Genomic DNA, 14,761 nt, shown 5'->3' on the forward strand with positions numbered 1-14,761 from the left:
GCTATGCCCGAAGTGGAACGGCACACCTACGACGTGGTCGTGATCGGTGCCGGAGGTGCCGGACTACGCGCTGTGATCGAGGCCCGCGAACACGGCCTTTCGGTGGCGGTCGTATGCAAATCGCTGTTCGGTAAAGCACATACCGTGATGGCCGAGGGCGGCTGCGCCGCGGCCATGGGAAACGCCAACGAGAAGGACAGCTGGCAAACCCATTTCCGCGACACCATGCGCGGCGGGAAGTTCCTGAACAACTGGCGGATGGCCGAACTACATGCGCTGGAAGCCCCGGATCGCGTCTGGGAGCTGGAAACCTATGGCGCCCTGTTCGACCGGACCGCCGACGGCCGGATCAGTCAGCGCAACTTCGGTGGCCACACCTATCCACGGCTGGCCCATGTCGGCGACCGGACGGGTCTCGAACTGATCCGCACCATGCAGCAGAAGATCGTTTCGCTGCAGCAGGAGGATTATGCCGAAACCGGTGACTACGAGGCGCGGATCAAGGTCTTTGCCGAATGCACCATCACCGATCTGCTGAAGGACGGCGACCGGATCAGCGGCGCTTTCGGCTACTGGCGTGAATCCGGGCGTTTCATCCTGTTCGAAACCCCGGCGGTGGTACTGGCCACGGGCGGTATCGGCAAGTCCTACAAAGTCACCTCGAACTCCTGGGAATACACCGGTGACGGGCATGCGCTGGCCCTGCGCGCCGGTGCGCGGCTGATCAATATGGAGTTCCTGCAGTTCCATCCCACCGGGATGGTCTGGCCCCCCAGTGTTAAGGGCATCCTGGTCACCGAGGGGGTGCGCGGGGACGGCGGGGTGTTGAAGAACACCGAGGGCAAACGGTTCATGTTCGACTACATTCCCGCGGTCTTCAAAGGCCAGTACGCCGAAACCGAGGAAGAGGCCGACCAGTGGTTGCGCGATAACGATTCGGCCCGCCGCACCCCTGATCTGCTCCCCCGCGACGAAGTGGCGCGGGCGATCAACGAGGAGGTGAAAGCCGGCCGGGGCACCCCGCACGGCGGTGTCTACCTCGATATCGCCTCCCGGCTGACCCCCGAGGAGATCACCCGCCGGCTGCCGTCCATGCACCACCAGTTCAAGGAACTGGCGGATGTGGACATCACGAAGGAACCCATGGAGGTAGGCCCGACCTGCCATTACGTCATGGGCGGTATCGAGGTCGACCCGGATACCGGAGCGGCGCACGTACCGGGTCTGTTCGCCGCCGGAGAATGCTCCGGGGGAATGCACGGCTCGAACCGGCTCGGCGGCAACTCGCTGTCGGATCTGCTGGTGTTCGGCCGCCGGGCAGGGCTCGGCGCGGCCGAATACGTCCGGCAGCTGCCCGCCCGGCCGGCGATATCGGAGACCGATATCGCGGCCGCCGCGGATATCGCGCTCGCCCCGTTCGATCCGCCGGAAGGCGGTTCGGGCGAGAACCCCTACACCTTGCACACCGATATGCAGCAGACCATGAACGATCTGGTCGGCATCATCCGCAAGGAGCAGGAGGTCCGCGAGGCGATCGACCGGCTCGACGGGCTGCGCGAGCGGTTCGCCCACGTCACCATCGAAGGGCACCGGCAGTTCAATCCGGGCTGGCATCTCGCCCTCGATATGCGCAATATGCTGCTGGTCAGCCGATGCGTGGCAGAAGCCGCGCTCCTGCGCACCGAGAGCCGCGGCGGCCATACCCGCGACGACTATCCGGGCATGGACCCACAGTGGCGCAACAAACTGCTGGTCTGCGCGATCGACGGCGAATCGGCCGTAACCGGTGTCCCCGACATCTCGGTGACCGAACGCGAACAAACGCCGATGCGGCCCGAACTGCTGGCCCTGTTCGATCTCGGGGAGCTGGAGAAGTACTACGCCCCGGACGAACTCGCCGGACATCCGGCGGCCCAGGCCGGTTCGGCCGCACCGGGCCGCGAAACGAAGACCGAGGAGGCGTGAGGCGATGAGTTACGACGCCCAGTTCCGCGTATGGCGCGGCGATTCCGAGACCGGGGAGCTCCAGGATTACACGGTGCCGGTGAACGAGGGCGAGGTGGTTCTCGACATCATTCATCGACTGCAGGCGACACAGACGCCCGATCTAGCTGTCCGGTGGAACTGTAAGGCCGGGAAATGTGGGTCGTGTTCGGCCGAAGTGAACGGCCGGCCACGCCTGCTGTGCATGACCCGGATGTCCACCTTCACACCCGAAGACGTCGTCACTGTGACACCGCTGCGGACCTTCCCGGTGATCCGCGATCTGGTGACCGATGTGTCCTACAACTACGAAAAGGCGCGGGAGATCCCGTCTTTCACGCCGCCGGCGGATCTGAAACCGGGCGAGTACCGGATGCAGCAGGTGGATATCGCGCGGTCACAGGAATTCCGCAAATGCATCGAATGCTTCCTCTGCCAGAACACCTGCCATGTGGTCCGTGACCACGACGAGAACAAGGAATCGTTCGCCGGGCCGCGGTATCTGATGCGGATCGCGGAGCTGGAGATGCATCCGCTCGATGTGGCCGACCGCCGCGACGAGGCGCAGGAGCAGCACGGTCTGGGCTACTGCAACATCACCAAATGCTGCACCGAGGTGTGCCCGGAGCACATCAAGATCACCGACAATGCGTTGATTCCGATGAAGGAACGGGTCGCCGATCGCAAGTACGACCCGATCGTCTGGCTCGGCAACAAACTGTTCCGCCGCTGAGCAGATACGCGGCGACAGCGTTCACGGCCGAACGGGTGTGGTCACAGCATCGTGACCACACCCGTGGCCACCAAAGCCACGAGCACACCGACGAACAGTGCCGATAGCACCGATCCGGTGAGTACGAACACCCCCACCGCGGCCGCCGCGAAGAGCAGCCCGACGATCAGCCACGCCACACCGTCGCTGGGCCCCAACTTGCGCAGCCGAGGATGGGAATTCTTGATCCCTCGGTCCACATATCGTTGTCTACCCGTTATACGACCTGGTAAACCCGCCGTGACCGGGTTGTAGCGGACGATCGCAGGGGGCGGGCCGGATCACGGACGATCGAATTCGCCATCCCGTACGCCGGCCGTGAAGGCCGCCCACTCACCCGGGGTGAAGACCAGCACCGGACCGTCGGGATTCTTTCCGTCCCGCATCCCCACATGACCGTCGGCGAGCATCGCGATCTCGACACTGTGCGAGCCGGGCGCACCGTCCGGGGGGCTGCTCAGCCATTCGGCGCCGGAAAGATCCACCTTCGTACCGTTGTCGACGCTCATTCGGGTTCTCCTCCATCAGCCGCAATATGTTCCGTCGAGGGGCGGCGCCGCCCACGCCGGCACCGAGCGCGATGCTACGCGCACGGGCGGCCACACCGGGCCGGATACCGGTGGTGTACCGGTGCAATGCGAATTCGATGCGTGCAAAACCACCGAAAATCACCCGTTCCGGACGCTTCTCGGCCTATGGTGAGCTGTTGGTCGTATGTGCACACCCGGAAACCCACCGCGGACAACAGGATCGCCGCGGGTTGACAAGGAGGTCGTGTGTGATGCGGTTGAATCTGAGTACCCAGATCCCGACCCTGCTCGACTGCGGGGACGATCCGGGAGACATGACCGCCGAACAAGCTCATTCGGCAATGCAACTGCACCTGGACTGCACCGTAGATATGTGCCGGGTACGCCGCCGGGCCCGGGCGACACTCGTGGATTCCGGCCGCTGCGTACTGGACAACCGCGCACTCCAATAGGTCGCCGCAGCCCGCGACGCCGCCCTCGCCGAGGCCCAACCCCGCGCCGCCGGAGGCGGCGCCATAAACACAGCTCAGCGTCGGCTGTGGTCGGTGACCGGAGCGCGTGGGCCGAATCGCGGTTTCCGGGCCTGACCGCTGACCTCCAGTAACCGGATCGTCCGGTAGCGATGCGGACGCACCGGCTCGAGGAAATCGACCATCTCGGCATCGTCGATATCCCGGCCGAGCAGGGTCCAGCCCACCACCGATGCCAGGTGGTAGTCGCCCACCGACAGGGCGTCGGCGTCACCGAACGCACGCTGTGCGGTTTCCGCGGCTGTCCATTCCCCTATACCCGGGATGGTCCGCAATTTGCGGGCGGCTTCCGCCGGCGGGAGTGCCGCCGTACGCTCCAGCGAATCGGCCACCCGTGCGGCCCGCACGATGGTCTGCCAGCGCTGCGGCCCCACATTGGCCCGGTGATAGCTCCACGAGGGTATGCGCGCCCAGGTCGCGGCGTCCGGCGGAACCCGCATCCCCTCCGGTGCGGGGCCGGGGGCCGGCTCACCGAAACGATGCACCAGGGCCCGCCACGCGGCATGCGACGACACGATGGTGACCTTCTGCTCCAGGATCGCCGGAACGAGAGCCTCGAACACCCGCCCGGTGCGCAGCATGCGCAAACCCGGATTCCGCTGATGAGCGGCGGCGATCGTGGGATGGACGGGCACGAAATCGTCCACGTTCTCGTCCAGGCAGAACATCGACTCGAGCTGGTCCAGAAATTCCGCGGCGCCCGCGCCCCAGGCATCCGCCGTGATGGTGTGGGGTGCGGTCTGGGTCAGCCGGTAGGTCACGGGGCCGGTCGGCATCCGCGATACCCGCCAGTGCGCACCGTCACTGTCGATCTGATGACAGGGGTCGGCGGGCCCGCGGCGTAGCGGCGCCAGGGTGTGCGCGAGGTGGATGGGCCCACCGGCGGTCAGCACGCGGGTGGTTCGCGCGGACTCGGCCGGGGATCCTGTGGATCGAGGAGGCACCCCGCCATTGTGCCCGCAAAACAGAGAACACCGTGCCCGCCGAAACGAGAACCCGGTCGTTTCCTTCCGCGGTAACGGTGGTGGTTTGCGAGACGATATGACCCGAGTTGAGCAAATATGTGGCTGCCGCCACGATTGGAGGGTTTCATGATCACCGAGGCACTCAATTGGCTGCTCGATCTATGGGGCAGCGTCTTCGCCGGTAGTTCCGGTTACGAAATCCAGCCGGGCACTCTGCCGTCCGGAAGCTGATCTCCGACAGTGGGTGGCCGGGCCCGCTACCCGGTCACCCACACACTCGGCCCAGCGCATCGATACCGTGAAATCACCAGTGGTCCAAAAGGATTTGTGCAAGATGCCGACCGCGGCCTGCAGCCAGCTGAGCGGCCTGTGTACGACATGAGAAGCCGTCGGCCACGAACACGGCGTCAGCGGGTGCGCTTGCCAGTGCCGGTAGCAATCCGTTTCCGGCCACCGATACCGAAATTTCGTAGTGGCCCTGCTGCATTCCGAAGTTACCGGCAAGTCCGCAGCAGCCTGCGATTTCGGTCACATCCAGACCCATCTGGGCAAATATCTGGCGATCCGGTTCGAAGCCCAGCACGGAATAGTGATGACAGTGCGGTTGCACCACGATCGTCCGCTCGGGGCGGCTGGGTGGAGACCAGTCCGGTTGCGCCAGCAAGAACTCGGCCAGGGTTCGCACGGCGGCAGCGACCGGGCGGGCGCGGGCGTCGTCGGGGAGCAGCTCCGGTAGGTCGGCGCGCAGCGCGGCCGTGCACGACGGTTCGAGGCCGATCACGAGACCGCCCCCGCCGACATGGGCGTCGAGCTGGTCGAGGGTCCGCCGTAGCCGGGCCCGTGCCCCGTCCAGTTGCCCGGTGCTGATCCAGGTCAGCCCGCAGCACACCTGCCGCTCGGGTAGTACGACCCGATACCCCAGCGAGTTCAGCAGGGTTACGGCGGCCTGCGCGATCTGGGGGTCGAATGCATTGGTGAAGGTATCGACCCAGAGCATCACGGTCCCCGCTTCCGGGGCTCGCACCTGCTGTTGCGACGATCCCTTTCGCCATATCCGCCGGAACGGGCGAGCGGCCAGCTCCGGCGCCGCACGCCGCGGATCGGCGCCCGCCGCGCGCAGACCCCAGCGGCGCAACGGCCCCACCCGGCCCCCGGCGTTCACCAGACGCGGTAGGCGAGTCGCTCCGGCGAGCCAGCGCGGGAGCATGCCCAGCGAGTAGTGGTCGCGCGGGCGGAGACGGCGCCGGTAGCGGCGGTACAGGGTCTCGGATTTGTAGGTCGCCATATCGACGCCGGCCGGGCAGTCGGAACCGCAGGCCCGGCAGGACAGGCACAGGTCCAGAGATTCGGCCACCGCAGGCGCGGACCAGTCCAGTTCGCCCCGGACCACCTCCTGCAGCACACGGGCTCGCCCCCGGGTGGTGTCCTTCTCGTCGGCCGTCGCCAGATAGGACGGGCACATGAAGCCGCCGGCAGCGCCCGTATCGGCCCGGCATTTGCCCACCCCCACACAGCGATGCACCGCGGTGGACAGGTCACCACCGTCGCGGTCGAACGCGAAACCACCGGCCGATACCACCGGGCCCAGCCCGCGCAGCCGGAGATCGGCGTCCAGCGGCCGGGGCTGTACCAGCACTCCCGGATTGAGGACACCCGCCGGATCGAACAGCGCCTTGAAACCGGCGAAAACGGCGCGGACCTCGGGCGAGTACATGATCTCCAGCAGTTCCGAACGGGCCCGGCCGTCGCCGTGCTCACCGCTCAGCGAACCGCCGTGACGCACGACCAGATGTGCCGCATCGGTCAGGAAAGCACGGAAGCGGGCGGGCGCGCCGGCGATGGGCAGATCCAGCCGCACATGCATACAACCGTCGCCGATATGCCCGTAGAGCAAACCGTCGACCTTGTGCTCCCGCGTCAGCTCCTCGAAATCCCGCAGGTAGGCGCCGAGGCGAGCAGGTGGCACGGCGGCATCTTCCCAACCGGGCCAGGCGGGCTGCCCGTCGCGGGTACGCCCGGCCAGACCGGCGCCGTCGGCGCGGATCCGCCACAGCGCCGCGGCCGCGCCGGGGTCGTCGATGATACGGCTGTCGAGGGCACCGGCCGCCCGGCACAACAAATCGGCCGCTGCTCGGGCGGCCATCCGGCTCTCGCCCGCCAATTCGACGAACAACCAGCCCTGGCCGCGCGGGAGGTCCGGTACGCGCCGGCCGTGGGCACGCACCATATCGACCAGGCGCGCATCGATACCCTCCACCGCCACCGGCCCCACCGAGACCACCGCGGCGATATCGTCGGCCGCGGTCGCCAGGCCCTCGTAACCGAGCACCACGAGCAGGGTCGCGGCGGGTATCGGCACCAATTCGACTTCGGCTTCCAGCAGCACACCGCAGGTGCCCTCGGTGCCGACGAAGGCACCGGCGACCGAACTACCCCGCTCCGGAAGCAGATACTCCAGGCCGTAACCGGAGGCCTGGCGGTCGAAGCGGCCGAGATCGGTGCGCAGAACCGCGAGCGAAGCGGCGGTGAATTCGGGTAATCCGGGGACGGCGCCCAATTCGCCGGCAAGCCTGCGCTCGGTGCCGGTGCCGTCGAGAATCCGCAGTTCGCGAACCTGATCAGAGGTCCGCCCCCAGGCGATGGCATGCGGTCCGCAGGCGTTGTTGCCGATCATCCCGCCGAGGGTGCAGCGATCCTGTGTGGACGGATCCGGACCGAACCGCAACCCGTGCGCACGGGCCCGGCGCTGCAGATCGGCCAGCACCACGCCGGGCTGCACCCGTGCGGTGCGGCGTTGCAGATCGATCCCGGCGATACCGTTCATGTACCTGCTGAAATCACAGACGATTCCGGACCCCACCGCATTACCGGCCACGGAAGTACCGCCGCCGCGCGAGGTGAAGGGCACACCTTCGGAGCGGGCGATTTCCAGCGCCGCCGCCACATCGGCGTCCTCGCGCGGGAACACGACGACCTCCGGCAGCACCCGGTAGTTCGATGCATCCGAGGAGTACTCCACCCGGCGGCGATGAGAGGTATCCACCGCCTCTGCACCGATCCGGGCACGCAGCTCCCGCGCGAGCGCATCCCGCCGCCTGTCGTGGTCGGTCACGACGACCAGCCTAGGCGCACCTCCGGTTCCGTTCCGGTCTCGCGCGTCGATATTCCGGCCCCGAACCTGCCCTGCGCGGACGTCACGTCGGTGCCGGAAACCCGGTCCGGACCGGTCGCGAACCCACGTCCGTTCCGGGCGTCGTGCAGACGCGAGAGCACATCTCGGGGTTCCGGCCGGCGCAGGCGTCGGCAGCCAACCCGGGCCGCATGACAGCTCGAGCCGAGCCCGGCGTTCCCCGGATTCCCCGGCGCCTCGCTCGCGGTTCCGCGTTCGGTCCGAGTCGGCTCGACCGCCGGACTCGGGCTACGGGTTCGGGCGTACCTGGCCAGGAGCGAGACACGCCGGTCGGGCCGAGCGCCCGGTATGTCCCGACTGCAGGCACGATGCGGATCAGGAGTCGCCGAGATTGCGTTCTACGGAACGCACGGTGCCCTGGGCGAGTGCGCACTGCACGGGGTCGGAACCATCCGATTCGGCGGTGATCACGCAGTTCACCACGGCCTGGCGCCGGGTGGACCCGGTGACCGTGGCGACGGCGCACAGGCGTTCGCCGCGGGCGGGACGCAGGTAGGTGACCGAGAAACCGCCGGTGAGCACATTCGCGCCGAGTACGGTTCCGGCGGCGAAGGTGATCGCGTTATCGGCCAGGTAGGACAGCACGCCGCCGTGGACATAACCGAACTGCTGGCCGAGTTCCGGGCGGATCGGCACGATCAGGGTCGCGGAACCGGTTTCGAAGGCGGCGAGCTCGGTGCCGACCAGATTCGCGAACGGCTGGGCGGCCAGCACTTTCGCGGCCAGGTCGAAATCGAGGGGGGCTGGATCGGACATTTTCGCCTTTCGGTCGGTGAGCGAGGGCGCCGCGATGGGTCTGCGAACGCGCCACGCAGTGGAGCCGCGCCCGGTGCCAGGCGGTGTGACCCCAGTCTGCCGCCCCGCTCCGCGGTGATATCCCCCGGTTGTCACCCGGTAGGAGTAAGACTGCATACGTGGCCAGATGGCTGTTGCATGTCGACCTCGACCAATTCCAGGCCGCGGTGGAATTCCGGCGGCATCCCGAACTGCGCGGGCTGCCGGTGATCGTGGGCGGGAACGGGGACCCCGAGGAACCCCGCAAGGTTGTGACCTGCGCTTCGTACCCGGCTCGGGCCTACGGGATCCGGGCCGGGATGCCGCTGCGGACGGCAGCGCGCAAATGTCCCGAAGGGGTTTTCCTGCCCCTTGACCCGACCGGCTACGACGAGGCTTCCGAGCAGGTCATGGCGCTGCTGCGTACCTTCACCGATCAGGTGGAGGTGTGGGGCTGGGACGAGGCGTTCGTGGCGGCCGAGACCGATACCCCGGAGAGCCTGGCGGCCGCGATCCGCGCCGGGGTCGCCGGACTCGGCCTGACCTGCGCGGTGGGTATCGGGGACAACAAGCTCACCGCCAAACTGGCCACCGGGTTCGCGAAATCCGTCGGTAAATCTGCCGATACGCCGGCCGAGCAACCGGGCGCCCACACGGGCGTGTTCCGATTGACGGCAGCGAACTGGTCGCAGGTGATGGCGCACCGGCCGACGAACGCGCTGTGGGGAATCGGCACCCGGATCGCGGCCCGCCTGGCCGAGTTGGATATCCACACGATCGGCGATCTGATGGCGGCGGACCGCTCCGTGCTGGCCGCCGAGTTCGGGCCGACCAACGGCCCGTATCTGTGGGTCATGGGGCGTGGGGCCGGTGATACCGAGGTGGTGACCAAACCGCCGCCACCGGTGGGCCGCAGCAAATCGGAGACCTTCCCGCGCGACCTCACCGAGCGTGACGAGATCCGCGAGCAGGTCGCCCGGCTGGCGGCGGAGGTCACCGCGGAGATCGCCGCGGCGGGCCGGGTCGCGGTCCGGGTGGCGGTCACGGTGCGGACCAGCACTTTCTATACCCGCAGTAAACAGTCGAAACTGGCCGAAGCCACGACGGATGTTCCCACCATCGTCGATACCGCGTTACGCATTCTGGACCGGTTTCCGCTGGACCGCCCGATCCGGCTGCTCGGTGTCCGGCTCGAACTGGCACCCGTCCCCGGCCCGGCGGCTTGACCTAAATAAAGGTTGAGCTTTTAGTGTCGGTGCACTGGAGTTGAATCGACTCCGGAGCGGAAGGACATGTCGGATGAGCATGGAATCGGTTGCCTGGGATCAGATGTACCGGCGGATGCACGCCCCCGAGGAACAGCGGGCGTTCAGTCTCGCCACGGCCCGGCGAATCCTGGGGTTTGCGCGGTCGCACCGGCGCCGGATGGCCGCGTTCCTGGTATTGAGCGTCGTGGCGGCAGTACTGGCAGTGGCCACACCGCTGCTGGCGGGACGAGTGGTCGACGAGATCATCGACGGCTCCGCCGCCCGGACGGTGATCGCGCTGGCGCTCGGCATCGCGGGTCTCGCCGTTCTCGATGCCGGGTTGGGCCTGGCGATCCGGTGGCTGTCGGCCCGTATCGGGGAGGGGCTGATCCTGGACCTGCGCACCGCTGTGTTCGATCACGTGCAGCGCATGCCGATCGCATTCTTCACCCGGACCCGGACGGGCGCGCTGGTCAGCCGCCTGAACAACGATGTGATCGGTGCCCAGCGCGCCTTCAGCGACACCCTCTCCGGAGTGGTCGCCAATCTCGTGACCGTCATCCTCACCCTGGTGGTGATGCTCCAGCTGTCGTGGCAGATCACCCTGCTCGCCCTGCTGTTGCTACCTGTCTTCGTGATACCTGCCCGGCGGATGGGGGACCGTCTGGCCGATATCCAGCGCGAAGCCGCCGGCCTGAACGCGGCCATGAGCACCCAGATGACCGAACGTTTCTCGGCACCGGGTGCAACCCTGGTGAAACTCTTCGGCCGGCCGGATCAGGAATCCGGCGAATTCGCGCTGCGCGCGCGGCGGGTACGCGATATCGGGGTCCGCACCGCCATGCTGCAAACCGTGTTCGTCACGGCGTTGACACTGGTCTCCGCGCTCGCGGTGGCACTGGTGTACGGCCTGGGTGGTTGGTACGCGCTGCGCGGGCAGCTCGACGCCGGGGCGGTCGTCGCCCTGTCGCTGCTGCTGACCAGGCTGTATTCGCCGCTCACCGCGCTCGCCAGCGCCCGGATGGAGGTCATGTCGGCGCTGGTCAGTTTCGAGCGCGTTTTCGAGGTCCTCGATCTGAAACCGCTGATCGAGGATGCGCCGGATGCGCGGCCCGTGCCGGCCGGCGGCATCGCGGTGGAGTTCGACGATGTGCGCTTCGGTTACCCCGCAGCGGACAAGGTCTCGTTGGCTTCGCTCGAGGAGGTCGCGACCCTGGACACCCGGGGTGGCGAGGAGGTGCTGCACGGGATCAGCCTGCGCGCGGAACCCGGCGAACTCATCGCCCTGGTGGGTTCCTCCGGCGCCGGTAAATCGACCATCGCCCAGCTGGTTTCGCGGCTCTACGATGTCGATTCCGGTTCGGTACGGCTGGGCGGCACCGATGTCCGCGAGTTGAGCACCGCCTCCATCCGGGAAACGGTGGGCCTGGTAACCCAGGACGGGCACCTGTTCCACGACACCATCCGGGCCAACCTGCTGCTGGCCGCCCCCGGTGCGGATGAGGAGCAGCTGTGGGATGCGCTGAGCCGCGCCCGGTTACGCGATCTGATCGCCTCACTTCCCGACGGTCTGGACACCGTGGTCGGCGAACGCGGCTATCGGCTCTCCGGCGGCGAACGCCAGCGCCTCACCATTGCCCGGCTGCTGCTCAAACAGCCGCGGGTAGTGATCCTCGACGAAGCCACCGCCTCCTTGGACTCGACATCCGAAGCGGCGGTACAGGCAGCGCTGAACGAGGCATTGCAGGACCGCACCGCGCTGGTGATCGCCCATCGTCTCTCCACCGTGCGCGCCGCGGACCAGATCCTGGTGGTGGAAGCGGGGCAGATCGTGGAACGCGGAACCCATCCGGAACTGCTCGCGGCGAACGGCCGCTACGCCGAGCTCTACCGCACCCAGTTCGCCGGCGCACCGGAACCGGCCGCAGCCTGAAACCACAACCGGATGCCGCATACAAAGGCCGCCGAGAGCCCGGAACCGTCCCGGCCCCTCGGCGGCCGCGTGCACGCCCGATCTCCGCTGGTCGACTCGCCGACATTTCCGTCGCCGCTCCTGCACTCGGCTGCCGGTCTGGAGCACTTCCCTGGCGGCAATCGGCGGTCAGGCTTTGTGCAGCAGTAGGCCTGGCCGATACTGGCGGGGCCTACCGAGGAGTTCCTGTAGTAACCGCCGAAACAACGGATATGGCGTAGCTACTGTTCAGCGGCGGTGTCCGGCTTCCGGGCCCAGGCAGCTCGCGCATCGCCTGCGGGAACGGTTCGAGGTAGCGGCGCAGGTTCTCGGCCGACCGGCTCGCGGGTAGCGTCGCCGCTTGTGACTTCGACTCTACGTACCCGGCGTCTTGTTCTCGAACGGTACGTCCCGGAGGACGAGGAAGGCTTCGTCGCTTTGTTTCAGGACACGAGGGTGTCTCGATGGATGGGTGACGGCCCGTCTTCCGAAGCGGCCGACCGGGCCTTGTTCGGGCGGATCTTCACCAAGGTTTATGCGGACGATCTGTTCGACGTCTGGGCCGTTCGCCGGGACGGACACCTGGTCGGGCATGCCGAGATCAAGGCGACCGAGGTGGTCAAGGGCTACGAGATCATTTACGCTTTGACCCCACAGGTGTGGGGATGCGGTTTGGGTGTCGAGTTGGCAGAAGCGCTCGTCGCCTACGGTTTCCACACCCTGGGACTGACCGAGGTGCACGCCACCGTGGCCGCACCGAACAAGGTTTCGCTGCATGTTCTGAGCAAAGTCGGTTTCGAGCATATCCGGGATATCACCGAAACCGATGGCAGTACCACCCTGCTATTGACGCGGTTCCTCGATCGCGCGACTGCTCGGGGTCTCGCGAACCACGCTGTATGAATACGTTCCGGGGTTGAGCAGCAAGCAGTAGTGATCGATATTCCGCACGCGCACAACGGTTTTGCATCGAGCGCTCAGTTCTGGGTGTCGCGAACCGCGGCGACGGCCTCGATCTCGACGAGCTGGTCGTCGTAGCCGAGTACGGTGACACCGAGCAGCGTGCTCGGCACGTCGTGTGCCCCGAAGGCGTCCCGTACGACCTCCCAGGCAGCGACGAGATCTGCTTGCACTGTCGACGCTACGAGAACGCGGGTGCTGATCACATCCTCGAGCGAGGCACCTGCCTCATCGAGAGCGATACGCATGTTCTCTACCGCTTTGGCGGCCTGGCCGGCGTAGTCACCGATCGCCGCGGTGGTGCCGTCGGCGTTCAGGGGGCAGGCGCCGGCGAGGAAGATCAAGCGTGAATCGGCGGGGGCTGTGGCGGCGTAGGCGTATTCGGCCACATCGGACAACGCGGCCGATCGGATCAGGGTTACTGCCTGCGGCATGACGTCGCACAACCTTTCGTGAAGTAGCTGGTGATCACCGACCAATGTATAGGCATCCCGCGAAACCCGAACCGCGCTCGACGGGCTGCGCGGGCAGGCGAGCTTCGCGCTGCAACGGCCCCGGTTCACGACGCCGGACGATGTCGCAGTGCATGAACTGTCACTGTGGGCCGACCGTCGGCGGGCGGGGCCGGCAGCGAGCCATCGTGCTGGTCCGTGTGTCGGGAACTGCGGCAGTACGGCGCTCATTCGACCCGGAAAGTTCGGGTATGCCAACCGCTCGCGCCGTCGGGTACCGGATCGGCCCGCTGTTCGGTCTGCACGCGGCCTTCACCGTCGGTGGCGCGTACCCGGAGCGTGTGGTCGCCGGGGACCGCGTCCCAGCGCCAGGTCCACTGCCGCCAGGTGTCCGAGGAGTATTCCGGCGCTAGTTCGGCGGGCTGCCACGGGCCGTTGTCGACCTGCACTTCGACCGCGGCGATACCGCGCTGCTGGGCCCAGGCCACACCCGCGACAACGGCCGGCCCGGGGGCGATCTCGGCGAACGGGGCGGGTACGTCGATTCGTGAGGCGGTTTTTATCGGGCCGCGCGCCGACCAGCCGCGCCGGGTCCAATATGCCTGGGCCCTGTCGAATCTGGTGACCTCCAGGTCGACCACCCATTTGGTCGCGCTCACGTAGCCGTAGAGCCCGGGGACCACCAGCCGGGCGGGATAACCGTGCTCGACCGGTAGCGGTGCGCCGTTCATCCCGACGGCAAGCAGCGCGTCGCGACCGTCAGTGAGGGCCGCCACCGGTGTTCCGGCAGTGAATCCGTCGGCGCTGGTGGACAGCACCATATCCGCGTCGGGACGAACGCCCGCCTCGGCGAGCAGGTCGGCCAGCGGGTATCCGATCCAGCGAGCGTTACCGGCCAGATCACCGCCTACCTCGTTGGAGACGCAGGTCAAGGTGATCATCTTTTCCACGGCGGGCCGGCGGCGCAGCTCCTCCATGGTCAGTTCGATCTCGCGGTCCACCATGCCGTGGATGCGCAGCCGCCAGTCCTCACTGGTCACCGCCGGAATTCGCAGGGCGGTGTCGATCCGGTAGAACGTGTCGTTGGGCGTGACGAATTCGGTGAGTCCGCGGACCGGCGGATCGGTGCCCGGTGGCGGCGGGGCCGCCGCGGTTACCGGACGCGGCAACACGAAACGCTCCAGATCGGCGGTTACGGCCCGCATCTGCTCACCGATCCAGCGTCCGGCGGCCGCGCTCCCGGCCGCTACCGCGGCGGCACCGGCGACCAGCACCAGGAACCGGCGCCGGGACGGGTCCTCAGCGGATATCTCGTCCGCGGGCTTCGGGTCCGGTGCACGCGTGATCAGGAAGCGCAGTGTGACAATCCCCGCCGCGATCCCGAGCAGGATCGGGATCGCGAAAACC

13 protein-coding genes are annotated in these 14,761 nt (G+C 67.3%); 6 read left to right on the plus strand and 7 right to left on the minus strand.

Annotation, left to right across the window (positions count from 1 at the left end):
• Nucleotides 1–3: 3 nt before the first annotated feature.
• Both ON22_RS26315 and ON22_RS26320 read left to right on the plus strand, forming a co-directional pair.
• Nucleotides 4–1,965 (plus strand): fumarate reductase/succinate dehydrogenase flavoprotein subunit, encoded by a 1,962-nt coding sequence (locus tag ON22_RS26315; protein ID WP_033246588.1) that lies wholly within the window; start codon nt 4–6, stop codon nt 1,963–1,965.
• Nucleotides 1,966–1,969: 4 nt separating this feature from the next.
• Complete coding sequence (locus ON22_RS26320; RefSeq protein ID WP_033246589.1) at nt 1,970–2,716, plus strand: succinate dehydrogenase/fumarate reductase iron-sulfur subunit; 747 nt, start codon at nt 1,970–1,972, stop codon at nt 2,714–2,716.
• A 41-nt stretch (nt 2,717–2,757) separates the two neighbouring features.
• Here ON22_RS26320 and ON22_RS26325 read toward each other — a convergent pair whose 3' ends face one another.
• Nucleotides 2,758–2,955, minus strand: coding sequence for a hypothetical protein (locus ON22_RS26325; RefSeq protein WP_033246590.1), 198 nt, complete (start codon nt 2,953–2,955; stop codon nt 2,758–2,760).
• 81 nt (nt 2,956–3,036) lie between these two features.
• Nucleotides 3,037–3,264, minus strand: coding sequence for a DUF397 domain-containing protein (locus tag ON22_RS26330; protein WP_033246591.1), 228 nt, complete (start codon nt 3,262–3,264; stop codon nt 3,037–3,039).
• 272 nt (nt 3,265–3,536) lie between these two features.
• On the opposite strand from ON22_RS26330, the gene ON22_RS26335 reads away from it, so the two are divergent.
• Entirely contained in the window at nt 3,537–3,737 is a 201-nt protein-coding gene (locus ON22_RS26335; protein WP_033246592.1) for a hypothetical protein, read from the plus strand.
• A gap of 74 nt (nt 3,738–3,811) precedes the next feature.
• Here the strand turns inward: ON22_RS26335 and ON22_RS26340 are convergent, their stop codons facing one another.
• The 3 genes from ON22_RS26340 to ON22_RS26350 all read right to left on the minus strand — a co-directional run bounded on the left by ON22_RS26340 (nt 3,812) and on the right by ON22_RS26350 (nt 8,726).
• On the minus strand, nt 3,812–4,759 hold the full coding sequence (locus tag ON22_RS26340; RefSeq protein ID WP_033246593.1) for a DNA-3-methyladenine glycosylase family protein: 948 nt from the start codon (nt 4,757–4,759) through the stop codon (nt 3,812–3,814).
• Nucleotides 4,760–5,084: 325 nt separating this feature from the next.
• Complete coding sequence (locus tag ON22_RS26345) at nt 5,085–7,892, minus strand: FAD-binding and (Fe-S)-binding domain-containing protein (protein WP_033246594.1); 2,808 nt, start codon at nt 7,890–7,892, stop codon at nt 5,085–5,087.
• A gap of 393 nt (nt 7,893–8,285) precedes the next feature.
• Entirely contained in the window at nt 8,286–8,726 is a 441-nt protein-coding gene (locus tag ON22_RS26350) for a PaaI family thioesterase (RefSeq protein ID WP_033246595.1), read from the minus strand.
• A gap of 158 nt (nt 8,727–8,884) precedes the next feature.
• Between ON22_RS26350 and ON22_RS26355 the strand changes: the two genes are divergently transcribed.
• The 3 genes from ON22_RS26355 to ON22_RS26365 all read left to right on the plus strand — a co-directional run bounded on the left by ON22_RS26355 (nt 8,885) and on the right by ON22_RS26365 (nt 12,845).
• Complete coding sequence (locus ON22_RS26355; RefSeq protein ID WP_033246596.1) at nt 8,885–9,970, plus strand: DNA polymerase IV; 1,086 nt, start codon at nt 8,885–8,887, stop codon at nt 9,968–9,970.
• A gap of 73 nt (nt 9,971–10,043) precedes the next feature.
• Complete coding sequence (locus ON22_RS26360; protein WP_033246597.1) at nt 10,044–11,924, plus strand: ABC transporter ATP-binding protein; 1,881 nt, start codon at nt 10,044–10,046, stop codon at nt 11,922–11,924.
• 381 nt (nt 11,925–12,305) lie between these two features.
• Nucleotides 12,306–12,845 carry a GNAT family N-acetyltransferase gene (locus ON22_RS26365; protein ID WP_051158103.1) on the plus strand — a complete coding sequence of 180 codons (540 nt, stop codon included), beginning with the start codon at nt 12,306–12,308 and terminating at the stop codon, nt 12,843–12,845.
• Nucleotides 12,846–12,919: 74 nt separating this feature from the next.
• Here the strand turns inward: ON22_RS26365 and ON22_RS26370 are convergent, their stop codons facing one another.
• Both ON22_RS26370 and ON22_RS26375 read right to left on the minus strand, forming a co-directional pair.
• Complete coding sequence (locus ON22_RS26370; RefSeq protein ID WP_033246598.1) at nt 12,920–13,336, minus strand: RidA family protein; 417 nt, start codon at nt 13,334–13,336, stop codon at nt 12,920–12,922.
• Between the two features lie 245 nt (nt 13,337–13,581).
• Nucleotides 13,582–14,761 (minus strand): molybdopterin-dependent oxidoreductase (locus tag ON22_RS26375; RefSeq protein WP_043740631.1); only part of this gene is annotated, 1,180 nt, incomplete at its 5' end.

The sequence above is a fragment of the Nocardia carnea NBRC 14403 genome (assembly GCF_000308515.1).
Taxonomy (GTDB): domain Bacteria; phylum Actinomycetota; class Actinomycetes; order Mycobacteriales; family Mycobacteriaceae; genus Nocardia; species Nocardia carnea.